The organism is Staphylococcus sp. HMSC034C12 (assembly GCF_001835895.1).
In the GTDB taxonomy this organism is placed as follows: domain Bacteria; phylum Bacillota; class Bacilli; order Staphylococcales; family Staphylococcaceae; genus Staphylococcus; species Staphylococcus hominis.
In genome coordinates, this window is the sequence record NZ_KV826308.1 from 79,765 (window position 1) to 104,991 (window position 25,227).

A 25,227-nucleotide genomic window follows, 5' to 3' on the forward strand; every position below is an offset into this window, starting at 1 on the left:
AGTATATAAAATGAGTCAATCAACAAATATTACATGGCATGATTCAGAAGTAACTAAAGAAGATAGACAACGTCAAAATGATCATAAAAGTGCTGTCATTTGGTTTACAGGTTTATCTGGTTCTGGTAAGTCAACAATCTCTGTGGCACTTGAAAAAGCTTTATTTGAAGAAGGTAAACATTCATATCGATTAGATGGCGATAATGTCCGTCACGGTTTAAATAAAAACTTAGGTTTTAGTCCAGAAGACCGTAAAGAAAATATTCGTCGTATCGGTGAAGTAAGTAAATTGCTTGTAGATGCAGGAACAATAGCAATTACTGCATTTATTTCTCCATATAGAGAAGATCGTGATGAAGTACGTGACATTCTAGAAGACGGAGAATTCATTGAAGTATATACGGAGTGTAGTGTAGAAGAATGTGAGAAACGAGACCCTAAAGGTTTATATGAAAAAGCACGTTCAGGTGAAATTAAAGAATTTACAGGAATTAGTGCACCTTATGAAGCGCCAAAACATCCTGAAATAACTATTAATACTGAAACACAAAGTATAGATGAATCAGTTGAACATATTCTTAATTACTTAAAAGAACACCAATATATTTAATGAATAACCAAACGAGTGAGATAACGAATTCAAAATGAATGTTATCTCACTCGTTTTTTGCTATACATTCTTGAAAATAATAAATAATATTCCCCTATGTTATGAAATAAAACATATTTAAAATAATCAGATATATTACATCATTTGTAATGACACTGTTGATTAAATTGATAAAAAGATTGATATTAAAGTGTTTTGAATGATGTAACAAAAGAGAGATTTAATTACAAAAACCGTCGTATTATTATGATTCAATTACAAGGTATTAACAACGCCCACAAACGCTTGTTTATCTGATAAAGTATGTCTTGTCGTTAATTAACGAGAAAAAATAATTCGAAGTAATTTAATATTGAGATGTCATTTGAAAGTAGCCACGTGATAAATAAAGGAAGAATGTTTTAAAATTCTAGGAGGATATTTAATTATGAAAAAAATCGCTACAGTAACTATCGCCACAGCCGGAATCGCTACAGTTGGATTTGCGCATCATGACGCACATGCAGCGGAAAATAATGGATATAACCCTAATGACCCAACTTCATATAGCTACTCTTATACAATTGATCAACAAGGTAACTATCATTACACATGGCAAGGTAATTGGAGTCCTGATCGTTTAAATCACACTAATGATTCAAATAATAGTCAATCTAGCTATAATAATTACAATAATAATAGCTATAATTACAATAGTAATTATTCATATACAACAAATAATAACCAAACATCTACTAACAACAATCAATCTTATACAACTAATAATACGACAGGTGGTTTAGGCGCTAACACTGCGTCAACATCAGATAGTAATGTAAAAGTTACAACTCAAAGTGCACCAAGAACACAATCAACTGCTTCAACTCAAGCATTCTCAGGTAAAACAAATTCAGGTGCGAATTACTATACTTGGGGTCAATGTACATATTATGTATATGACAAAGTTGGTGGCACAATTGGTAATACTTGGGGAAATGCAAATAACTGGGCTAACGCAGCAGCGCAATCTGGTTATACTGTAAACAATACACCTAAAGCAGGTGCTGTAATGCAAACGACTCAAGGTGGTTATGGTCACGTTGCATATGTTGAAAGTGTAAATAGTGATGGTTCTGTTACAGTATCTGAAATGAACTATCAAGGCGTAGGTGTAGTATCTACACGTACAATTTCAGCAAGTCAAGCAAGTTCATACAATTACATTTCATAATTTAAGGAAATGAACTATTTAAAAATTAATGTAAAATAATGACTAAGATATTTAAACAATAACGTTATTTAAAAGAGCAAGTATATGAATTCAAAACGAATTCTAACTTGCTCTTTTTTATTTTTAAAAATTACATTTAATATGATTTAAATCACTTTATAAAGGGAAATATATAACTACTAATTCCTATAGTGTTCAAATATAAAGGTGGTGATTCACAATGGCGTTAGGAGTACTTCAATGGATCCTAGTGATCGCAATTGTGGTAATTACGATTGGCGTCATATTTGGTCTCATTTGGGGTTCACTTTTTGAGGAACGCTTTTATAGAAGTCGTTCTAAAAAAGAAGAAGAAGCACGTATTGAGAAAAATCTTAAAATGGCAAAAGGGCATACCGATGATGACGTAGTATATGATGAAGAAGGTCGTGCATCACTCAAAGAAGATTATAAAAAACAATAAATATTGATAAACCTTTAAGAATCTTTTTGATTTTTAAAGGTTTTTTCTTATCAAAATATTTATATTAATTAACTTTATGCAATTATATACTTTTAACAAATAAAAGTGATAAAATATATATGTTAAAAAATTCACATGAACTATTTAAAGTTAGGAGTTATTATAATGCTACTGTTTATAGTAGAAATTATCATAATGATTGTAGCCATTATGCTAGGATTGCGCACAGCAGGTGCTTTAGGCTGTGGTATTTTTGCTATTGTGGCCCAACTGATTATGATATTTGGATTTCAACTTCCTCCTGGTTCTGCCCCTGTTACAGCAGTACTAATTATTCTGGCAATTGGTATAGCTGGAGGAACGCTACAAGCTACAGGCGGAATTGATTATCTTGTCTATCTTGCTTCGAAAATTATTGAACGATTTCCAAAATCAATTATTTTTATTGCGCCTATGATTGTATTTGTCTTCGTATTTGGAGTAGGGACTGCAAATATTGCTTTATCACTAGAACCTATTATTGCTCAAACCGCAGTAAAAGCTAAAATCCAACCTAAGCGACCACTGATTGCTTCAGTACTAACTGCTAATTTGGCTTTACTTTGTAGTCCAGCTGCATCTGCAACAGCCTATGTTATTTCAGTACTTGCAGGTCATGAAATTTCAATGGGTCAATATTTGAGTATTGTCTTACCTACATCATTAATCACTATGTTTATGTTAAGTATATTTTGTACGTTTGTAGGACGTAAAAATACAATTACTGAAAGTGAAATTGCTCATACACCTGACGTTGATGTAAATCATGCTTTTTCTACTAGAGTAAAGATAGGTGTTTTAGCATTTATTTTGTGTGTGTTTGGTATTCTTACGTTTGGTATTTTTCCTCAATTCATGCCTTCATTTAATGTCAATGGAAAAGATGTCACTGTATCAATGACAGAGATTGTACAATTCTTTATGTATTTAAGTGCAGCAATTAATTTATTGATGTTGAAAGTGAATACGAGTGATATTCTATCTTCAAATATTACACAATCTGCTATTGGTGCATTATTTGCAGTACTCGGACCTGGTTGGTTAGGTGCGACAGTATTTAACGCACCTCATAATTTACATATCATACAAAATGATGTTGGCAAAACGATTCAAAATATGCCCTGGCTTGTGATTATTCTTGTAGCTGTAGTAGCGATGATTGTTATTTCACAAACAGCAACAGCATCGATTATGGTACCCATCGTCATGAGTATGGGGATTCCACCCATGTATTTTGTAGCAATGGTACAAACATTAAATGTTAACTTTGTTATACCTGCGCAACCAACGTTATTATTTGCAGTTAATTTAGATGAAACAGGACGTACACGACCTACAAGCTTTATTATTCCAGGATTCTTTGCAATAGGTGTTTCAGTTATTGTTGGTTTTATAATAAAAATAATATTAGGATATTAGTTTATAATAGAGTATTTGTAATATAAACGATTTAAAGTTTCATGACAATTTAATAGATTGAGAAGGCCTTTTGTGCCTTTTTGAATATTGAAGAGAAGAATTGTATTCTTCTCTTATTTTTATTTTAAAACAGAGAATTTCAAAAAAATATATATTCATTAAAAATGAATAAAAATTCAATGTTTATAATTTATTATTTGTTCAAAACGTTTATTTTTAATTTAACACTATTTATATAGTTAATTTTTTTCGATAGTTTCAATGGAATAAAATATATAAATATTCAGTTTTCTAAAATAATTTTATGAATGTAATTTGCATTTTTATTTAATTTTAGATATTGTCATCATGTGAATCATTCACGTAAATAAAATATAAGTCGTACATATAATATTCAAAGGAGGATCTTAGTTGAAAAAAGAAAAAATAATGGATTGGCCCACCTTTATAGGTACTGTTATTGTCTTGCTTTCAGCAGTTATACCTATGATGGTCTTTCCAAGTGCAAGTGAGAAAGTTATTACTGATATAAATAGTGCTATTTCTAACTCGATAGGATCTGTTTACTTATTTATAGGTTTAGCCGTTTTATCCTTTGTACTCTATATTGCTTTCGGCCGATATGGTAATGTGACTTTAGGAAAAGCAAGTGATAAACCTGAATTCAATAATTTTAGTTGGGCTGCAATGCTATTTTGTGCAGGTATTGGTTCAGATATTCTTTATTGGGGTGTTATCGAATGGGCCTTCTATTATCAGGTACCTCCAAATGGTGCTAAAGGAATGACTGATGAGGCTCTTACATATGCAACGCAATATGGTATGTTCCATTGGGGACCTATTGCATGGGCGATTTATGTATTACCAGCTTTGCCTATTGGCTATTTAGTATTTGTAAAGAAACAACCAGTATATAAAATTAGTCAAGCCTGTCGTCCAGTATTGAAAGGACAAACTGATAAGTTTTTAGGTAAATTAGTAGATATCTTATTTATATTTGGACTATTAGGAGGAGCGGCAACCTCTTTAGCATTAGGTGTGCCATTAATTTCTTCTGGAATTGAACGATTAACAGGTATAGATGGAAACAATATGGTTATTCGCTCAATTATACTTTTCACAATCACAGTCATTTTTGCAATTAGTTCTTATACTGGTTTGAAAAAAGGAATACAAAAATTAAGTGATATTAACGTATGGTTATCATTCTTATTACTTGCATTTGTATTTATTGTAGGTCCAACAATCTTTATTATGGAAACAACTTTAACTGGTTTTGGGAATATGATGCGAGATTTCTTCCATATGGCAACTTGGATGGAGCCATTTGGTGGAATTAGAAACCGTAATGAAACAAATTTCCCTCAAGATTGGACTATATTTTATTGGTCATGGTGGCTTGTATATGCACCATTTATTGGTTTATTTATTGCTCGAATTTCAAAAGGTCGTCGTCTCAAAGAAGTCATATTAGGAACAATTGCTTATGGTACATTGGGATGTGTCTTATTCTTTGGAATTTTTGGTAATTATGCTGTTTATTTACAAATTAGTGGACAGTTTAATGTGGTTGATTTTTTAAATAAACATAGTACTGAAGCAACAATTATAGAAGTTATGCATCAATTGCCATTTGGTTCTTTAATTATAGTGTTGTTCTTAATATCTGCATTTTTATTCTTAGCAACGACATTTGATTCAGGTTCTTATATTTTAGCGGCTGCTTCTCAGAAGAAGGTAATAGGGGAACCATTAAAAGCTAATCGTTTATTCTGGGCTTTTGCTTTATGTCTATTACCTTTCTCCCTTATGTTAGTTGGTGGAGAACGAGCTCTTGAAGTATTAAAGACTGCTTCATTATTAGCAAGTGTACCCCTTCTATTTATATTTACGTTTATGATGATATCCTTTATTATCACACTTAATAAAGATCGGATTAAACTGGAAACAAGAGCAGATAAACTAAAAGAAGTAGAGCGCCGTTCACTTCGTATTGTTCAAGTTAAATCAGACCCTGAAGACGATAATTTATAATGTAAAAAATGATAGTACATTTAAAAATCCTCAGAAATTAGATAATAAATCTAATTTCTGAGGATTTTTGAATCATATTGATAATGAATTAAGTTATAACTCTTCTTCTTTTGGTATAGGATAATGTTCGAAAATGTCTCCAGATTCAATCGCAGAGCTTAAATTTTCTAACCATTTACAATATAATTTTGTGTGGTTCAGTTGGGATTGTATACGATCTATTTTTTCTTTTTCTTCTCCACTTAAATTATTAGTTTGTATTATGTTTTGAAGAATGTTTTCTGCTTTTTTCGTTGCTTCTAAATTTGTATCGACTTCACGTTCCCATTTTTGTGTGAAAAAGTTTCGAAAAAAATTAAAGAAATCTTTCTCAGCTATAAAATGTTGTTTGCGACTGCCACGGGTAAATTGTTGCTTAACGATATCGTATTCTTGCAATTTTTTTACACCAGCACTCATACTAGGTTTGCTCATTTGTAAATGTTCACGCATTTCATCAAGCGTCATACTGCCTTCAAAAACCATCGTACCGTAAAGATTACCAACACTACGGTTTGTACCATATAAATCCATTGTTTCACCAATTGAGTTGATAACTAAATCTTTCGCTTCCTCTATTTTTTGATTGATATTATTAGAATTGCTCATATTGCACCTCACTTATTTTGATTTTCATAAGATGTGAAATATTAACACAAATTTTACATTCTCACTCATTATATGATTTTTTCTTATGAGTTTCAAAAGTCAATTTTAATTTCCATAATATTTAAAATAATATAAAAAAATATATAAAGATGCTTTTTGCAATGACGTAAAAAATATGATAAGCTACTTTTGTAAAATTCGTTAAATAAAAATTTAACAAACTTAACGGAGGTAGTATGATGGAACTTGTAAAAGCATTGTCTAATCGCCAATATATCGATGGTGAATGGGTAGAGAGCGCTAACAAAAATACTAGAGATATTATTAATCCATATAATCAAGAAGTGATTTTCACTGTTACTGAAGGTACTAAGGAAGATGCAGAGCAAGCTATTTTAGCAGCACGTCGTTCATTTGAAAATGGTGAGTGGTCACAAGAAACAAGTGAAGTCAGAGGTAAAAAAGTAAGAGCAATTGCTGATAAAATTACAGAAAATCGTGATGAATTAGCCAAATTAGAAACACTAGATACTGGTAAGACATTAGAGGAATCTTATGCAGATATGGATGATATTGCAAATGTGTTTAATTATTTTGCAGGTTTGGCGGATAAAGACGGAGGAGAAATTATTGATTCTCCAATACCTAACACTGAAAGTAAACTTGTTAAAGAACCTGTAGGTGTAGTTACACAAATTACGCCTTGGAATTATCCATTATTACAAGCTTCATGGAAAATTGCACCTGCATTAGCAACTGGTTGCTCATTAGTAATGAAACCAAGTGAAATTACGCCATTAACAACAATTCGTGTATTTGAATTAATGGAAGAGGTTGGATTCCCTAAAGGGGTTATCAACCTAATATTAAGTAGTGGTGAAGAAGTAGGAGATACATTATCAGGTCATAAAGAAGTTGATTTAGTATCATTTACAGGTGGAATTGAAACTGGTAAACACATTATGAAGAATGCTGCAAATCATGTAACTAATATTGCATTAGAGCTTGGCGGAAAGAATCCAAATATTATTTTTGATGATGCTGATTTTGAATTAGCTGTAGATCAAGCATTAAATGGCGGATATTTCCATGCAGGTCAAGTTTGTTCAGCAGGTTCAAGAATTTTAGTTCATAACAATATAAAAGAAAAATTTGAAAAAGCTTTAATTGAACGTGTTGGAAAAATTAAATTAGGTAATGGATTTGATAGTGACACAGAAATGGGTCCAGTGATTTCTCCAGAACATAGAGATAAAATTGAAAAATATATGAAAGTTGCTAAAGATGATGGTGCAACAATTGCTATCGGTGGGAAACGTCCAGACGATGAAGATTTAAAAGAAGGTTTATTCTTTGAACCAACTGTAATCACTAATTGCGATACTCATATGAGAATTGTTCAAGAAGAAGTATTTGGCCCTGTTGTTACAGTAGAAGGGTTCGATAATGAAGAAGAAGCGATTGCACTCGCAAATGATTCAATTTATGGTTTAGCAGGTGCAGTATTTTCTAAAGATATAGGAAAAGCACAACGTGTAGCTAATAAATTAAAACTAGGCACAGTTTGGATTAATGACTTCCATCCTTACTTCGCTCAAGCGCCATGGGGTGGTTATAAACAATCTGGTATTGGACGTGAGTTAGGTAAAGAAGGATTAGAAGAATACTTAATCTCTAAACATATTCTTACAAATAGAAATCCAGAACCTGTAAATTTCTTTAGTAAATAACTTTTACAATTTAACTATAAAGGACCGTAGACGTATTATTTTACGGTCCATTTATTTTGAAGAATAAAGACGTATCAAATCAAACTAAATTGTATTTAAATAGAAGATTTATATTTTTATAGGAGGACGACAATATATGAGTAAAAATCAATCATATGATTACGTAATTATTGGCGGAGGAAGCGCTGGATCAGTATTGGGAAATCGTTTGTCAGAAGATAAAAATAAAGAAGTACTTGTACTAGAAGCAGGACGTAGTGATTATCCATGGGATTTATTTATACAAATGCCTGCAGCATTGATGTTTCCTTCAGGAAATCCATTTTACGATTGGAGATACCAAACTGAAGAAGAACCGCATATGGGACGTAAGGTAGACCATGCTCGAGGTAAAGTATTAGGTGGTTCAAGTTCAATTAATGGTATGATTTATCAACGTGGTAATCCAATGGATTATGAAGGCTGGGCTGAACCAGAAGGAATGGAAACTTGGGACTTTGCACATTGTTTACCTTATTTTAAAAAACTAGAAAAAACATTTGGAGCTGCACCATATGATAAATATAGAGGACATGACGGTCCGATTAAATTAAAACGTGGACCAGCCACAAATCCATTATTTAAATCATTCTTCGATGCAGGTGTTGAAGCAGGTTATCATAAAACAAACGACGTCAATGGATATAGACAAGAAGGCTTTGGTCCATTTGATAGTCAAGTACATAATGGCCGTCGTGTTTCAGCTTCACGTGCCTATTTACGTCCTGCAATGAAGCGTAAAAATTTAACAGTTAAAACACGTGCATTTGTTACTAAAATACATTTTGAAGGTAAGAAAGCTACAGGTGTAACGTTTAAACGTAATGGTAAACTTCATACTGTGAATGCTGGTGAAGTAATTCTTTCAGGTGGTGCATTTAATACACCTCAGTTGTTGCAATTGTCTGGTATCGGTGATTCTGAATTCTTAAAATCTAAAGGTATAGAACCACGCATGCACTTACCTGGTGTTGGAGAAAACTTCGAAGATCATTTAGAAGTATATATTCAACATAAATGTAAGCAGCCTGTTTCACTACAACCAAGCTTAGATGTAAAACGTATGCCTTGGATTGGATTACAATGGATATTTGCACGTAAAGGTGCAGCAGCTTCAAACCACTTTGAAGGTGGTGCTTTTGTTAGATCTAACAATCAAGTTGCATATCCAAATTTAATGTTCCATTTCTTACCAATTGCTGTAAGATATGATGGTCAAAAAGCACCAGTGGCGCATGGATATCAGGTACATGTTGGTCCTATGTATTCAAATTCACGTGGTAGTTTAAAAATTAAATCAAAAGATCCATTTGAAAAACCAAGTATTGTATTCAATTATTTATCAACAAAAGAAGATAAACAAGAATGGGTTGAAGCAATTCGAGTAGCACGTAATATTTTATCTCAACCTGCGATGGATCCATATAATGGTGGTGAAATCTCACCAGGACCATCTGTACAAACAGATGAAGAAATTCTTGATTGGGTACGTAAAGATGGCGAAACTGCTTTACATCCTTCTTGTAGTGCTAAAATGGGGCCAGCGTCAGATCCGATGGCAGTTGTAGATCCATTAACTATGAAAGTACATGGCATGGAAAATTTACGTGTTGTTGATGCATCTGCTATGCCTCGCACTACTAATGGTAATATTCATGCACCAGTTTTAATGCTCGCTGAAAAAGCAGCTGATATCATTCGTGGTAAAAAACCATTAGAACCACAATATGTTGATTACTATAAACATGGTGTTAGTGACGAGAATGCTGGAGCAATGGAATTCGATCCATACTATAAACATTAATAAGATAGTTATATGAAATAAGGGTTGGAATCAAAGATGATTCTAACCTTTTTATTTTAAATATCCCCTTCTACAACATTTTTAATACGTAAAGGCATATAATGAATGACAGAGAAGGAGTGATATGAAATGATTAAAGATTTAGTGCAACGTTTACAAGATAAGGAAAAGCGTATGATCGAGATTCGAAGACATTTACATGAATATCCTGAGTTATCATTTCATGAAACTGAGACACCCAAATATATTGCTAATTTTTATAAAGATAAAGAGTGTAAGGTAGAAACAAATATAGGACAAAATGGTGTAAAAGTAACGATAGATAGTGGTAAACCTGGGAAAACGATTGCTATTCGAGCAGATTTTGATGCGCTTCCCATTCAAGAAGATACTGGTTTATCATTTGCTTCTAAAAACGAGGGAGTCATGCATGCGTGTGGACATGATGCACATACAGCATATATGCTTATTTTGGCAGAAACATTGATAGAAATGAAATCTCAGTTCAGTGGCAAAGTAATTGTTATTCATCAACCCGCTGAAGAAATGCCACCTGGTGGAGCTAAAGGTATGATTGAAGATGGCGTATTGGATGGCGTTGATCATGTTTTAGGCACCCATGTGATGACTAATATGGCTCCTGGTAAAGTCTATTATCATAAGGGTAACGTTCAAACAGGACGTTCTTACTTTAAATTAATTGTAAAAGGTGAAGGAGGACATGGTTCTTCTCCGCATACTGCAAATGATGCGATTGTAGCGGGAGCTAATTTCGTTACTACCGCTCAAACAGTGGTCTCACGTCGCCTTAATCCATTTGAAACGGGTGTCGTCACAATTGGATCATTTGATGGTAAAGGTCAATTTAATGTGATTAAAGATAAAATAACCATTGAAGGTGACGTTCGCGCTTTGACAGATGCTACACGCGATCGTATTGAAACGGCTTTAAAACAAATGGTTCATGGTTTGGAAGAAACATTTGGTGTAAATTGTGAATTTACATTTAGTAAAGATTATCCTGCATTGTATAATGATCCTGACTTTACTGAATATGTTGCAGAAACCATTAACCAAGCAAAATTAGCTGATGTTAAAGGCATAGAAGTATGCGAACCTCAACCGCCATCTGAAGACTTCGCTTTTTATGCTAAAACATTGCCAAGTACTTTTATATATTCTGGAGCAAAACCGAGAGAGGGTAAAGCATATCCACATCATCATCCTAAATTTACGATTGATGAGTCAAGTATGTTAGTTGCAGCAGAAGCAGTAGGTGCAGTAGTATTAAACTATTTAACTATTGAATAAGCAGTCAAAATATATATTTAAGCAATAATTCTACATTTTTAAAGTAGAAGTCAAGTGTATACTCTAGTATTAAAGAATTTGTCATGATAGTATTATCCTATATCTAGATATTGGGGTGAGTTGATGAGTTTTTATGATTTTATGCAAGGATTTATTGATGATAAGACCCCATTAGGTGAACTTGCATCATGGATAAATCAAGACCAAAATTTTCCAAAACATGAATATCTTGCTGAAAATATACTTGATTACTTTTCTAAGACGTCGATGTTGGATCATGAATTCTTAGAAATTGTTAAACGTTCCCTTTCATTATATGAAGGAAGATAGAGATGAATAGCAGAATTAAAAATGATAGCTTAAAGCTAGTTAAGAAATGAAGGAACTAAGAAGTGACTTTAACTGATAGTTATAAAACATATGTAATAGAAGAAAAAGAAGAACGGACTATGTCTATCGAAAAAAATAATGATGTTCAATTATATACAGTACTTGAGTCAATAAACGAGTTAACAAACGATTCAATATGTGTTTTGAATCACTTGTTTGTTAATGAAGGTAATGAACCTCAATTTGAATCTAAATTTTTAGAGCGCACTAAATATTTACAAGATGTGCCAGGATTCAAAGCTTTACGTTTTTTACGTCCTCAAACTAAGCATCGTCATTATATTATTTTGACGTTATGGAAAGATCGACAATCGTTCTATGATTGGCAAAGTTCAGCCGCTTATGATAAAACGCATAAAAAAAGAGGCACTAAACAAGGTGTCGATAATAAAATAGTTAATCGCGATTTATCTTATAATGTAAGAATAGAACTTGCTAATTTAGAAACGAATGTTGATATAGATAATATATTTAATATTCAAAGATTAAGTTTCTAAAAAAGTAATATACTGGTATAGAAACTTAATCTTTTTTATATTTAAAACAAATACCGCATAGGATTGCGTGAAATTAAGATGTGTGATTTTATGAACGATGAAAACTTAAAAATTGGAAGGAAAATAAAGTAATGAATCATTTAAATTTATTAGCACCAGAGACATATAATATTGTATCTGAAATAGAAAAACATGCTTCAAATCAAAGTAAACAAGCAATTATTTATGAAAACGGTGTAGAAGAACCCATTAGTGTTACATACTCTGAATTAATTAAAAACGCTAATAAAGTAGGACATGTATTATTAAACCATGGACTAAAAAAAGGCGATAAAGTGTTAATCATGATGCCACGTGCTATCATCACGTATGAACTTTATATTGCAGCATTAAAATTAGGTATTGCAATTATCCCAAGTTCTGAAATGTTAAGAACAAAGGATTTACAATATCGTATTACGCATGGAGAAATTAATGCAGTTATTGTATTAGCTGATTTTATAGAAGAATTTAGAGATATTGAAGAATATAACGAATTAACAAAATTTGTGATTAACGGAAATCAAGAGAATTGGATTAGTATTGAAGATGAAAAAGCAAAGCAAAGTGATAAATTAGACATAGCCAATACAACAAGAGATGATGTTGCTATTTTATCTTACACTTCTGGAACTACAGGTAATCCAAAAGCTGTTACACATTCTCATGGTTGGGGATATGCTCATATGAAAATGGCACCTGAACATTGGTTAGCTATAAAAGAAGATGACTTAGTGTGGGCAACAGCTGCACCTGGTTGGCAAAAATGGGTATGGAGTCCATTCCTATCTATTATGGGATCAGGAGCGACAGCATTTGTGTATAATGGTAAATTTAATCCTTCCCGTTATTTATCACTATTACAAAACTTTAAAATTAATGTGCTTTGCTGTACACCAACAGAATACCGTATGATGGCAAAATTAGATAACTTAGATCAATACAATTTAGATCATTTACACAGTGCAGTATCTGCAGGGGAACCATTAAATAGAGAAGTAGTTGAACAATTCCGTAAACATTTTAATTTAACAGTGCGTGACGGATATGGACAAACAGAAAGTACGTTACTAATTGGTTTCTTAAAAGATACAGAACCACGTCCTGGTTCTATGGGTAAAGCTATTCCGGGTAGTCGTGTAGCAGTTGTTGATGATGATGGAAACAAAGTGGATACAAATGTAAAAGGTAATATAGCATTACCACTTGATTTCCCTGGATTATTTAAAGGTTACTTTAAAGATGAGAAACGTACAAAAGAGGCACATGCAGGAGATTATTACATTACTGGAGATTTAGCACATATCGACGAAGATGGCTATTTCTGGTTTGAAGGTCGCCGTGACGATATTATTATTAGTTCTGGTTATACTATTGGACCTTTCGAAGTTGAAGATGCACTCACAAATCATGAAGCGGTAAAAGAATGTGCAGTTGTAGCAAGTCCACATCCAATTCGTGGCAATATTGTTAAAGCATTTATTATTTTAAAAGAGGGCTATAAACCAAGTGATGATTTAGTGAAAGAGTTACAAACTTTCTCTAAAAAAGTAGTCGCACCATATAAATATCCACGTGCGATTGAATTTGTAGAAGATTTACCAAAAACAAACTCTGGCAAAATTCGTCGTGTTGAATTACGCGATGCTGAACGCACAAAATATAACAACGCTCAAAATAAATAATCATATTCACCACACTGATAAATTAGTATGTCACTAATTTATCAGTGTTTTTTTATGATGAGAATACTGATGTATCAGATAACATGAATATTGAAAAATTGTCTATATTTAGAAAAATTAAAAATAAAGATAATTTTAATTGTATTTCACGTGTTATTATGACATACTTTTAAATAATTAGTATGACATAACAAAAATTTGAGGTGATTTATAATGACTAAATATATTTATGCGTTTGATGAAGGACAAAAATCAATGAGAGATGTATTGGGAGGTAAAGGAGCTAATCTATCTGAAATGAAACGCTTAGGTTTACCTGTACCAGATGGTTTCACCATTACCACAACAGCATGTATTGAGTATTTAAAACAAGGTAAGTCATTATCTACTGACATCAAAACAGAATTAATTGATCACTTGGCTTCATTTTCAGAGAGAACCGGAAAAATATTCTCTTCTGATACTAATTTATTACTTGTTTCTGTAAGAAGTGGTGCAAAAATTTCTATGCCAGGAATGATGGATACAATATTAAACTTGGGCTTAAATGATGAGAATGTAGAAAAATTAGCTAAAAAAACTGGGGATAAACGTTTTGCTTATGACTGTTATCGTCGTTTATTACAAATGTTTGGTGAAGTCGTATATAGTGTACCTATGCAAGCATTTGATACATATTTCGAACAGTATAAAAAACAACATCATTTTGAGAATGACGCTGCCATTAGTGCAGAGGGTTTAAAAGAAATTTGTAAGCGCTTTAAGGAAATATATGTAGAAGAAGTACATAAACCTTTCCCACAAGAGCCTTTGAAACAACTGGAAGAAGCTATAGAAGCTGTATTTAAATCTTGGGATAATGATCGTGCTCGTATTTACCGAGATTTAAATGATATTCCACATGACATCGGCACAGCAGTAAATATCCAAGAAATGGTTTTCGGTAATAGTGGAGATAATAGTGGAACAGGTGTTGCTTTTACGCGTAATCCAGTGACTGGCGAAAATAAATTATTTGGTGAATATTTACTTAATGCACAAGGAGAAGATGTTGTTGCTGGTATTCGTACACCTAAAGATATCTCAACATTACATGATCAAATGCCAGAGGTTCATCAAGCATTTGTAGATGTGACAAAACAATTAGAAAAACACTATAAAGATATGCAAGATATTGAATTTACAATTGAAAATGGACAATTATATTTACTCCAAACTCGTAATGGTAAACGTACAGCACGTGCAGCTATTCAAATTGCTGTAGATTTAGTGAATGAAGGTATTATTACTAAAAAAGAAGCAATGAAAAAAGTTGAAGTAAAATCAATTGATCAACTGTTGCATCCTAATTTCGATGAGTCTTCATTAAAAGAAGCAACAGTTGTATCTAAAATGGGATTACCTGCGAGTCCAGGTGCTGCAACAGGTCAAATTGTATTTACTGCTGAAGAGGCGAAAGCACAATCAGATCAAGGTAAAAAAGTGATCTTGATGAGACCAGAAACGTCTCCTGAAGATATTGAAGGTATGATTGCAAGTGAAGCGATTGTAACCACACATGGTGGCATGACGTCTCATGCAGCAGTTGTAGCTCGTGGAATGGGTAAATGTTGTGTGACAGGATGTTCTGATTTAGAAATTAATACGAGTGCTAAGACGGTATACTATGGCAATCAAACACTACATGAAGGAGATATGGTTTCAGTTGATGGTTCAGAAGGTGACATTTATTTAGGTGAGATTAAAACAGTCAATGCTGAGCATAGCGAGTCATTCAATCAATTTATGGAGTGGTCAGAAAAGACAGCTCGTTTAAAAGTACGTATGAATGCAGAAACACCTCAAGATATTAAAGTGGGTTACCAATTTGGTGCTAAAGGCATCGGATTAGTACGTACAGAGCATATGTTCTTTGGGGCTGAGCGACTAGTAGAGATGAGACGTTTCATCTTATCATCCTCTCGTGAAGACCGTCTCGAAGCACTTAATCATATTAAACAATATCAAGTAGAAGACTTTAAAGAAATTTTTAAATTATCAGGTGAACATCCTACAATAGTACGTTTACTTGATCCGCCATTGCATGAGTTCTTACCACATTCTGAAGAGGATATTGCGAATGTTGCGAAGCAATTAAATATTTCAAAGGAAACATTAGATAAACGCATTGTGGATTTAAACGAAGTGAATCCAATGCTTGGACATCGTGGTTGTCGTTTAGCCATCACATACCCTGAGTTATATGAAATGCAAGTAGAAGCGATTATTGAAAGTGTATTTAAATTAAAAGAAGAAGGCATTCAGTGTAAACCAGAAATTATGATTCCGTTAGTGTCTACAGTCGAAGAATTTACTACTTTAAAAGAAAACCTTGTTAAGACTATTGATCAATTAGAAAAACAACATCAAGAAAGCGTAGATTACTCAATGGGAACAATGATCGAAACGCCTCGTGCATGTCTTATTTCAGACGAATTAGCAAAATATTGTGATTTCTTCAGCTTTGGTACGAACGATTTAACACAATTGTCATTTGGTTTTTCTAGAGATGATGCAGGGAAGTTTATAAATGTGTATACTGAAAGAAATATATTGAAACTTGACCCGTTCCAAACATTAGATGAAGATGGCGTTGGAAAACTAATTGAAATGGCAGTTAAACAGGCAAAGAAAGTGAACGAAAATATTAAGATTGGTGTATGTGGTGAATTAGGTGGAGATGCAAAATCTATTCATTATTTCAATCACTTACCAATTGATTATGTATCATGTTCACCATTCCGAATTCCAGGAGCAATTTTAGCGACTGCTCAGAGTCAAGTGGAGGAAAGTGAGTAATCAAAAATGAATGAAGTCGAGTCACAAGCACATAATTTAAAATTATTTATTGTTTCAGATTCAATTGGAGAAACTGCTCAACGTATGATTCATGCAACTTTAACCCAGTTTCCAGATTTAAATAATGTAGAAATAAAAAAATTTCCTTATATTAAAGATGAGGAAGAATTTTTAAATATATTAAATTTAGCGAAAGAACACCACGCAATAGTAGCTACGACATTAGTAAGTGAATCATTTAATGCACTTGGTCACGAATTTGCTAGAGAACATCATATCCCATATGTAGATTATATGTCTGATTTAATTAGCATTATTGAACACGTGACAGGTGAAAAACCATTGATGGAAAGTGGTGCGTTAAGAAAGTTAAATGAAGCTTATTTTAAGCGTATTGAAGCGATTGAATATTCAGTTAAATATGATGATGGTAAGCATTTTTCTGATATAGGCGAAGCGGATGCGTTGATTGTAGGGGTATCACGTACTTCAAAGACACCATTAAGTATGTATTTAGCGAATAAAGGCTACAAAATAGCAAACATTCCTTTAGTACCTGAAGTTAGTATTCCAGACAGTGTTTTTAAGCAAAAAGGGTTACAAGTATTTGGATTAACTGCAAGTCCACAGTATATTGCAAATATACGAAAAAGTCGTGCTGAAACATTAGGTTTGTCGAAAGAGTCTCAATATAATAATTTAAATCGTATAAAAGAAGAACTCAGTTATGCAGAAGAAGTATTTAAAAAATTAAATGCTACAGTGATTAATACTGAGTATAAATCAATTGAAGAATCAGCTTTTTATATTGAAAAGTTTTTACAAAATAATAAATAATCATTATATAAGGTTGTAAGTAAATCATTAAGTGATTGTAATGACATCATGTTATAATAAAACTTTGATCATTCAACTATTCTTACTATTTAACTTATATTGATAAATTTTTTGCTTAATTTAATGATAATGAATTCATTAATTCGAATATTTAAGTTTTTCTGATTTACAATTGACTATATTTGTTTTAACATAGTAATGAAAGACTTAACACATTACTAAAACAATATATTGATTACTAGATATTAGGGAAACAAGAGCAACAGGTAATTATAATATATTGTGAAACATAATTTTTGGAGAGGTGTACAAACATGACAGAATCAAAAGATATGATTATTGTCGGTGCTGGTGTAATTAGTACAACAGTTGCATCTATGTTCAATGAACTTGTACCTAACTGGAACATCGATCTTTATGAACGTTTAGATCGTCCAGGTATCGAAAGTTCAAATGAACGTAACAATGCTGGTACTGGTCACGCTGCATTATGTGAATTAAACTATACTGTAAGACAACCAGATGGTACGATTGACATTGAAAAAGCAAAAGAAATTAACGAACAATTTGAAATTTCTAAACAATTTTGGGGTCATTTAGTAGAATCAGGACAAATTAAAGATCCTAGAGATTTCATTCATCCTTTACCACATATCAGTTTCGTACGTGGTAAAAACAACGTTCAATTCTTAAAAGAACGTTACGAAAAAATGAAAGATTTCCCTATGTTCGATGATATCGAATACACTGAAGACATCGAAGTAATGAGAAAATGGATTCCATTAATGATGCAAGGTCGTTTCGATGATGGCTTAATGGCTGCTAGTAAAATCGACGAAGGTACTGACGTTAACTACGGTGAATTAACTCGTAAAATGGCACATAACTTACAAAACGACGATTCAAACGTAAACGTCAACTATAATCATGAAGTACAAGACTTCAAACGTTTATCTAACGGTAAATGGCAAGTTAAAATTAAAGATTTAGCTAACAATAAAGTCTTTACTAAAGAAGCTGACCATGTATTCATCGGTGCTGGTGGTGGATCTATTCCATTATTACAAAAAACTGGTATCGAAGAAGGTAAACATATCGGTGGTTTCCCAATCATTGGTCAATTTATCGCTTGTACAAATCCAGAAGTTATCGAACAACATGATGCGAAAGTTTATGGTAAAGAGCCACCTGGCACACCACCAATGACTGTTCCTCACTTAGATACTCGTTATATCGATGGTGAAAGAACATTATTATTCGGACCATTCGCAAATGTTGGCCCTAAATTCTTAATTCACGGTTCTAACTTAGATTTATTCAAATCAGTTAAACCACACAATATCACTACGTTATTAGCTGCAGCAGTTAAGAATATGTCATTACTTAAATATTCATTTGACCAAATCATCATGACTAAAGAAGGTTGTATGAACCACTTACGTACGTTCTACCCTGAAGCTCGTGATGAAGATTGGCAAGTATATACTGCTGGTACACGTGTACAAGTTATTAAAGATGATGAAAAAGAAGGTAAAGGATTCATCCAATTCGGTACAGAAGTGGTTGACTCTAAAGACCACTCTATCATTGCTTTACTTGGTGAATCACCAGGGGCTTCTACATCAGTTTCAGTAGCGTTAGAAGTTATCGAAAGAAACTTCGAACAATATTTAGATGAATGGAAACCAAAAATCAAAAAAATGATTCCTTCATATGGTGAATCATTAATTCATGATGTTGACTTAATGAGAAAAACTCGTCGTTTAACATCTAAACAATTAGAATTAGGTTTCTATGAAAATACTAATGCTAAATAAGAAAAATTAGAAAACTGTTAACAGAACATCACGTTCTGTTAACAGTTTTTTTATTAAATAAATTTAATGGTTATAACTGCTTAAAAACATGAAAAAAGTGATGAGCACGTGACTCATCACTTTTAAATAAAAATCTGACTATTAATTTTTATTTACTGAAGCATCGTAGATTGAATCTACTGCATCGCCTAAAGCTTTATCAAATTCTTCTTTTGATTGGCCTGCACGTAAATCACTTGCTAATGCACGTGAGAAGCTTGCAATTAATTCATCATTGTCTTTTAATAATTTGTTTGCTTCGTCTCTGCTGTAGCCACCAGATAATACAACAACACGAACAACATTTGGATGATCAGCTAATTCTTTGTATAAGTTAGCTTTAGTAGGGATAGTTAATTTTAGCATTACTAATTGATCATCATTTAAAGAATCTAAGCCTTTTTTAAGTTCAGCTTTTAATACTTCTTCGATTTCAGCTTTGTCTTTAGCGTTAATGTTTACTTCAGGTTCAATGATAGGTACTAAACCTTTAGCAATGATTTTTTTAGCAATTTCAAATTGTTGTTCAACAACGTCTTTGATACCTTGTTCATTTAATTCTAAGATGTTAGAACGCATTTTAGTACCGAAGATATGACGTTCAACTGCACGGTCTAAAGTTTCATCTAAGTTGTCGATAGGTTTCATTAATTGGACACCATTTTGCTCTTCAGCTAAACCTTTGTCGACTTTTAAGAAAGGAACGACACCTTTATCAGCTAAGTAGTCACCAGTATATTTACCTTCAACTTCACGATCCATAGTTTGTTCAAATAGAATCGCACCTAAAATTTTATCTGAAGTAAATGAAGGTGAAGTGACAACACGTGTACGCATATCATGTACAAGTTGGAACATTTCGTCATCATTGCTGTATTGATCTTCGTTTACACCATATTCTTTTAATGCTTTTGGAGTACTACCACCACTTTGGTCTAATGCAGCGATGAATCCTTTCCCATGACTTACTTTTTCTAATTGTTCTTTATTCATTATGCCTTTCACTCCTTTAATAAACTTTCAATATCATTATCGTAAAAAATAATAATATTCTCAAGTATAAAGTAATTAATTATTGAAATTTCTTAATTAACAATTTACAATTTTATGAAATTACCGTATTTATACATTTAATGTAAACATTCAAACATATTCAAAGGGGATTGTTATGAAACAACGTATATTAATTATTGGTAGCCCTGGTTCTGGAAAATCAACATTGGCATATCAACTACATTTAAAATATCAACTGCCACTTTACCATATTGATCAAATTCAATGGCTTAATAATAAAAACGTCATTACTTTTGAAGAATTAAAACAAAAACTTGAATCTATTGTAGTAAAAGAGGAATGGATTATTGATGGAAATTATTCTAGTACACTTAGTATGAGATTAAAATATGCAACTAAAGTCATATGGATTAAAGAACCAAGAGTAAAATGTATACTTAGAGTAATCAAGCGTTACATATATTCACTATTTAACAGAGAACATATCGGAGGAAATCCTAAAACATTAAGTTTTGAATTTATTAAGTATATTTGGGATTTTCCTAAAAATAATGAGCAATTTATCATGCAACAAATGAAAAGATCAATACCAAATGTTCAGTGGATCATCGATGATTCTAAAGCATTATCTTTACGTTTTCTTTAAAATTTTAATATATGTAAATATTAAATAGAATATTTTATAAAACTTTAGTGTATCGTATATTTTTTGTTAAAATATGCTATTCTAAAGTAAGTTAAGTTCTTATTAATTGAAGTTAGTCTTTATTTTTAAATCGTTTATATATGATAACTAAGTTCTTAATTAATACTTATATACTTTCTTGGAGGAACAGTAATGAAGAAAAATAAAATTTTTGCTGTATTAACAACAAGTGCTCTATTATTGGCGGCTTGTAGTAATGGAGATAATGCATCTGATAGTGGACAAAAAGATGGAAATCAGAAAAATGAGCAATCTAGTAATAAAAGTGGTAATAGTCAAAGTGATGCATTGAAAAAGAATAATGATAAAAATACAAATGAAAATAAAGTAGAGTATCCTAAAGATGGTGTTAAAGGGATTTATGTAACAAGTAATTCTACACAGGGTAAAAAAATGGATGAGTTAGTTAAATTCATCAAAGATTCTAATTTAAATACCATGGTTATCGATGTGAAAGATGATACAGGTAACATTACTATGAAATTAAATACTGGCAATAAACAAGTGGATAAAAATACGCTTGATATTGTAGATGGTAAAAAATTATTAAAAAAACTGCATGATAATAATATTTACCCAATTGCACGTATTGTAACATTTAAAGATACAAAATTAGCAAATGAACACCCTGAATGGACATTCAAAAATAGTGATGGTTCTGTTTGGACAAATGGTAAAGGGGATAGCTTTGTTAATCCATTTATGAAGGAAGTATGGAAGTATGATATTGATGTTGCAAAAGCAGCTGCAAAAGCCGGCTTCCAAGATATTCAATTTGACTATGTACGCTTCCCAGAAGGATTTGAAAATCAAGCAGATAGCTTAACTTATAATAAAGGTGAATATAAAAATAGTCAGATGAGTTCAGGCGATCAACGTGTGGATACAATTACTAAATTCTTAGAATACGCAAATAAAGAATTAAAACCAATGGGAGTTAATGTGTCAGCTGATGTATTTGGTTATTCTGCATTAGTTGAAAATGCACCTGGTATTGGTCAAAGCTTCCCTAAAATTTCTAAAAATGTAGATGCCATTTCATCAATGATTTATCCATCTCATTGGAGTAATGGAGATTTCGGTTTACAAGCACCAGATACTGAGCCATATAAAACAGTTAATCGCTATATTCAAAAAGAAAATAGTTTATTAGATACATTAGGTAAAGATAAGCCTATTTCAAGACCATGGATTCAAGACTTTACCGCTTCATATTTAGGGGCTGGTAATTATATTGATTATGATGCAAAAGCGATATCTGAAGAAGTTCAAGCTTTAAAAGATAACGGTGTGAATGAGTTCTTATTATGGAATGCAGGTAATGATTATACAGAAGGTGTTAATTATAATCCAAAAAAAGGCAATGCTAAAGAACAAGACCCTGAAGGTGTAGAACAAACTAAAAACAAAGATGATCAACATTCTGATAGTCAAGATAATGAACAAGCGGATAATAAAAATAAATAATATAGAGACAGTTTCTTGTATATTAATTTAGTATGGAAATGATTTATCTTGTAGAACTATTTAAACGAAATCATGATTAAACAAAAGGAGTGAGTCAGAATTCATTTTGAATTTGTTGACTCACTCCTTTTTTATTTATTAAAAATGTTTAGTAGATCAATAAGAATGACTATGATGTTTTCGTTTAAGTAATAATGAAGTTCCCATAACTAATAGAAGTGAGGCTAAAAGTTGAGTTGAGTGTTGTTGTGTATCGTCTCCAGTACTTGGGAGTGTTTTAACAGAAGATTGTGATGTTTGAGTATTTTTAAGTGACTTAGAGGATGGCACCTCAGAAGAAGCAACTGTTCCTACATAATAACGATTGAGTTCACGTGCACAATCAACAGAATTAACTTGTTTATCATTAGAAGAGGAAGGTGTTTTAGCAGCTTTAGCGATACCTGATTCTGCATGAATACGTGTATCTTGAAGTTGATTAAAGTCACTATATGTACCATTTTTGTACTCAACTTCGCCATTTTTATAAACTTTATACATTCCACTGCCTTCATTTAATCTATTATGACTTATAATTTCAAAGTATGCGCCTTTGTCAACAGTACGACCAAGTCGTTGTAGATTTGGATTACCTCCACTATTAGATAATGCATCTGTAGCAATTTGTTTAGCGTTTTCTTTAGTCACTAAGTCAGCAGTATGTGCTTCTACAGATTGAGTCGTTGTAAGTAGCATTGTACTTGTTAAAAGTGTAGATGCGATGAAAGATACTTTCTTCATAATGAAAACCCCATTTCATTCATGATCAATTACAACTAGAGTGTAGCATTTGAATAGATCAGAAACAGGGTTTTAAAAAAAATCATAATAAATCTTTAACTTAACTTAAAGAATAAATGTTTTGTAAACATTAAATCAATATTTATCACATGATTTATATAAGGTATTAATATTTCTTTTTAGAAAAATATGAAATGGAACAAGCCATTAAAATCATAAAAATAATATGAGCAATCATCCATAAACCGTATTCTGTCCAGTTAAAGTGAAAGAATGAACGCTTTGCCATAGCGATGAGTGACGGATAAAGAGAGGCAAAAACAATCATTAATAAGACATAACTTAGTTTATATAATGGTTTAAAGACATGATAAATAAGTAAGAAAATAAAATATATTAACCATCCTATAAAAATATGAATGGCTAGTTCTAATAATAATGGCGTTTTGCTTGGATCAATTAAGAAATCAATATTAATTAACAATAAAGTAAGATGAGTCGATTGAACTAAGCCATCCATTATAGCCATTGTAATTAATAAGATAATACTTATAACTAACGCACTAAGACAATGATAAAAATAACGGATCATAATTTTCCCTCCTTCTTATATACATAGTATAAGAATATTCCCTGAAATATTTGGTTTAACACTTTTTAAATTTTTAGAATATTAAAAAAACATATTGACCAAAGTTTAAATCAATGATAAGTTATTAATAATTCAATAATCTATTAACTCTTATCAAGAGTGGTGGAGGGATGTGCCCTACGAAACCCAGCAACCGTCATTGTATGACATGGTGCTAATTCACATAAAGTTAATCATACTTTAGAAGATGAGAGAAAGTGTATCGATGCTTTCTCTTAATAGTAGAAAGTATTTTTTTATGTCTTTACATATCTAGTAAGAGTAAATGAGAGTTGAAAATTTATAAAAAGGTGTCAATACATATGAAAAAATTAATAGGTATGATCAGTATTGCATTAGTAATTATTACGCTAACGGCTTGTGGAAATCAGAAAGAAGATAATAAAAAAATTACCGTAGCAGCGTCGCCAGCACCTCATGGTGATGTGTTGAAAAAAGCTAAAGAAGAAATGAAGAAAAAAGGATATGATCTAGAAGTCAAAGAAGTTAATGATTATAAGGTGCCTAATAAATTATTAGATAAAGGCGATGTTGATGCGAACTTCTTCCAACACGTTCCATACTTGAATGCTGAAAAGAAAAGTCATGGTTATAAAATTGAAGAATTAGGTAAAGTGTTTACAACGCCTATGGGTGTATATAGTAAAAAATATAAAAATTTAAAAGACATTCCAGATGGATCGACGATTTACGTTTCTAATAATCCTGCAGAAGAAGGACGTTTTCTATCTTTCTTTGTTAATGAAGGATTAATTAAATTAAAAAAAGGCGTTAAAATTGAAAATGCAAAATTTGAAGATATTGCTGAAAATAAAAAACACTTGAAATTTAACCATCAACAAGGGGCAGAGTTTTTACCAAAAACATATGAGAATGGTGAAGGAGCTGCAGTAATTATAAATTCAAACTATGCGCTTGATAATGGTTTAAAACCGTCTAAAGATGCTATTGTTATGGAAGGTGAATCATCACCATTTGCGAATACGATTGCTGTTCAAGAAGGTCATAAAAATGATGAAAAATTCCAAACATTATTAAAAGTTATGCAATCTAAAGAAATCAAAGCGTATATTAAAAAAGAATATGGTGATGATGTTATTCCATACGAAAACAAATAAATCATAAAAGAGGCTGGGACATAAAGTATCTGGATAAGTGA

General features: G+C 32.0%; 21 protein-coding genes and 1 riboswitch. Of the genes, 17 read left to right on the forward strand and 4 right to left on the reverse strand.

Features of this window, described 5'->3' with window-relative positions:
* The first annotated feature begins 10 nt into the window (after window positions 1-10).
* The 5 genes from cysC to HMPREF2629_RS02255 all read left to right on the forward strand — a co-directional run bounded on the left by cysC (window position 11) and on the right by HMPREF2629_RS02255 (window position 5,775).
* Window positions 11-610, forward strand: coding sequence for an adenylyl-sulfate kinase (gene cysC / locus HMPREF2629_RS02235; protein WP_048680071.1), 600 nt, complete (start codon window positions 11-13; stop codon window positions 608-610).
* A 427-nt stretch (window positions 611-1,037) separates the two neighbouring features.
* A complete protein-coding gene (locus tag HMPREF2629_RS02240; protein ID WP_049382376.1) occupies window positions 1,038-1,820 on the forward strand; it encodes a CHAP domain-containing protein in 783 nt (260 codons plus the stop codon).
* Between the two features lie 220 nt (window positions 1,821-2,040).
* Window positions 2,041-2,283 carry a hypothetical protein gene (locus tag HMPREF2629_RS02245; protein WP_017175447.1) on the forward strand — a complete coding sequence of 81 codons (243 nt, stop codon included), beginning with the start codon at window positions 2,041-2,043 and terminating at the stop codon, window positions 2,281-2,283.
* A 165-nt stretch (window positions 2,284-2,448) separates the two neighbouring features.
* Complete coding sequence (locus tag HMPREF2629_RS02250; protein ID WP_017175446.1) at window positions 2,449-3,741, forward strand: anaerobic C4-dicarboxylate transporter family protein; 1,293 nt, start codon at window positions 2,449-2,451, stop codon at window positions 3,739-3,741.
* Between the two features lie 411 nt (window positions 3,742-4,152).
* Window positions 4,153-5,775 (forward strand): BCCT family transporter, encoded by a 1,623-nt coding sequence (locus tag HMPREF2629_RS02255; protein WP_054105908.1) that lies wholly within the window; start codon window positions 4,153-4,155, stop codon window positions 5,773-5,775.
* Window positions 5,776-5,868: 93 nt separating this feature from the next.
* Here the strand turns inward: HMPREF2629_RS02255 and HMPREF2629_RS02260 are convergent, their stop codons facing one another.
* The gene (locus HMPREF2629_RS02260) at window positions 5,869-6,423 is read right to left on the reverse strand and encodes a choline uptake/conversion transcriptional regulator CudC (RefSeq protein WP_017175444.1); all 555 of its coding nucleotides are present in this window, start codon (window positions 6,421-6,423) and stop codon (window positions 5,869-5,871) included.
* 239 nt (window positions 6,424-6,662) lie between these two features.
* On the opposite strand from HMPREF2629_RS02260, the gene betB reads away from it, so the two are divergent.
* The 9 genes from betB (at window position 6,663) to lqo (ending at window position 19,410) form a co-directional block, all read left to right on the forward strand.
* Window positions 6,663-8,153, forward strand: coding sequence for a betaine-aldehyde dehydrogenase (betB, locus tag HMPREF2629_RS02265; RefSeq protein ID WP_049419641.1), 1,491 nt, complete (start codon window positions 6,663-6,665; stop codon window positions 8,151-8,153).
* Window positions 8,154-8,289: 136 nt separating this feature from the next.
* Window positions 8,290-9,996, forward strand: coding sequence for a choline dehydrogenase (gene betA, locus HMPREF2629_RS02270; RefSeq protein ID WP_002449442.1), 1,707 nt, complete (start codon window positions 8,290-8,292; stop codon window positions 9,994-9,996).
* A 129-nt stretch (window positions 9,997-10,125) separates the two neighbouring features.
* Window positions 10,126-11,307, forward strand: a complete 1,182-nt coding sequence (locus HMPREF2629_RS02275) for an amidohydrolase (protein ID WP_049382378.1) — start codon at window positions 10,126-10,128, stop codon at window positions 11,305-11,307.
* 123 nt (window positions 11,308-11,430) lie between these two features.
* On the forward strand, window positions 11,431-11,637 hold the full coding sequence (locus tag HMPREF2629_RS02280; protein WP_017175440.1) for a YozE family protein: 207 nt from the start codon (window positions 11,431-11,433) through the stop codon (window positions 11,635-11,637).
* 119 nt (window positions 11,638-11,756) lie between these two features.
* Complete coding sequence (locus HMPREF2629_RS02285; RefSeq protein WP_202596562.1) at window positions 11,757-12,194, forward strand: antibiotic biosynthesis monooxygenase family protein; 438 nt, start codon at window positions 11,757-11,759, stop codon at window positions 12,192-12,194.
* Window positions 12,195-12,325: 131 nt separating this feature from the next.
* Window positions 12,326-13,918 (forward strand): acyl-CoA synthetase MbcS, encoded by a 1,593-nt coding sequence (mbcS, locus tag HMPREF2629_RS02290; protein ID WP_017175438.1) that lies wholly within the window; start codon window positions 12,326-12,328, stop codon window positions 13,916-13,918.
* Between the two features lie 213 nt (window positions 13,919-14,131).
* A complete protein-coding gene (ppdK, locus tag HMPREF2629_RS02295) occupies window positions 14,132-16,756 on the forward strand; it encodes a pyruvate, phosphate dikinase (RefSeq protein WP_017175437.1) in 2,625 nt (874 codons plus the stop codon).
* Between the two features lie 6 nt (window positions 16,757-16,762).
* Window positions 16,763-17,593: a pyruvate, water dikinase regulatory protein gene (locus HMPREF2629_RS02300; RefSeq protein WP_017175436.1), complete on the forward strand. Its 831-nt coding sequence runs from the start codon at window positions 16,763-16,765 to the stop codon at window positions 17,591-17,593.
* A 314-nt stretch (window positions 17,594-17,907) separates the two neighbouring features.
* Window positions 17,908-19,410: an L-lactate dehydrogenase (quinone) gene (lqo, locus tag HMPREF2629_RS02305; RefSeq protein ID WP_002449218.1), complete on the forward strand. Its 1,503-nt coding sequence runs from the start codon at window positions 17,908-17,910 to the stop codon at window positions 19,408-19,410.
* Window positions 19,411-19,551: 141 nt separating this feature from the next.
* Here the strand turns inward: lqo and HMPREF2629_RS02310 are convergent, their stop codons facing one another.
* Window positions 19,552-20,442, reverse strand: coding sequence for a fructose bisphosphate aldolase (locus HMPREF2629_RS02310; RefSeq protein WP_002449395.1), 891 nt, complete (start codon window positions 20,440-20,442; stop codon window positions 19,552-19,554).
* Between the two features lie 175 nt (window positions 20,443-20,617).
* Here HMPREF2629_RS02310 and HMPREF2629_RS02315 point away from each other — a divergent pair, with 175 nt between their 5' ends.
* On the forward strand, window positions 20,618-21,109 hold the full coding sequence (locus HMPREF2629_RS02315; RefSeq protein ID WP_017175435.1) for a P-loop NTPase family protein: 492 nt from the start codon (window positions 20,618-20,620) through the stop codon (window positions 21,107-21,109).
* A gap of 192 nt (window positions 21,110-21,301) precedes the next feature.
* Entirely contained in the window at window positions 21,302-22,636 is a 1,335-nt protein-coding gene (locus HMPREF2629_RS02320) for a putative glycoside hydrolase (protein ID WP_054105907.1), read from the forward strand.
* Window positions 22,637-22,792: 156 nt separating this feature from the next.
* Here HMPREF2629_RS02320 and HMPREF2629_RS02325 read toward each other — a convergent pair whose 3' ends face one another.
* Window positions 22,793-23,416 (reverse strand): LPXTG cell wall anchor domain-containing protein, encoded by a 624-nt coding sequence (locus HMPREF2629_RS02325; RefSeq protein ID WP_017175108.1) that lies wholly within the window; start codon window positions 23,414-23,416, stop codon window positions 22,793-22,795.
* Between the two features lie 166 nt (window positions 23,417-23,582).
* Window positions 23,583-24,008 carry a hypothetical protein gene (locus HMPREF2629_RS02330; protein WP_054105906.1) on the reverse strand — a complete coding sequence of 142 codons (426 nt, stop codon included), beginning with the start codon at window positions 24,006-24,008 and terminating at the stop codon, window positions 23,583-23,585.
* Between the two features lie 147 nt (window positions 24,009-24,155).
* Window positions 24,156-24,262, forward strand: a riboswitch (SAM riboswitch).
* Between the two features lie 108 nt (window positions 24,263-24,370).
* Between HMPREF2629_RS02330 and HMPREF2629_RS02335 the strand changes: the two genes are divergently transcribed.
* Window positions 24,371-25,186 (forward strand): MetQ/NlpA family ABC transporter substrate-binding protein, encoded by an 816-nt coding sequence (locus tag HMPREF2629_RS02335; RefSeq protein ID WP_070813130.1) that lies wholly within the window; start codon window positions 24,371-24,373, stop codon window positions 25,184-25,186.
* Window positions 25,187-25,227 lie beyond the last annotated feature (41 nt).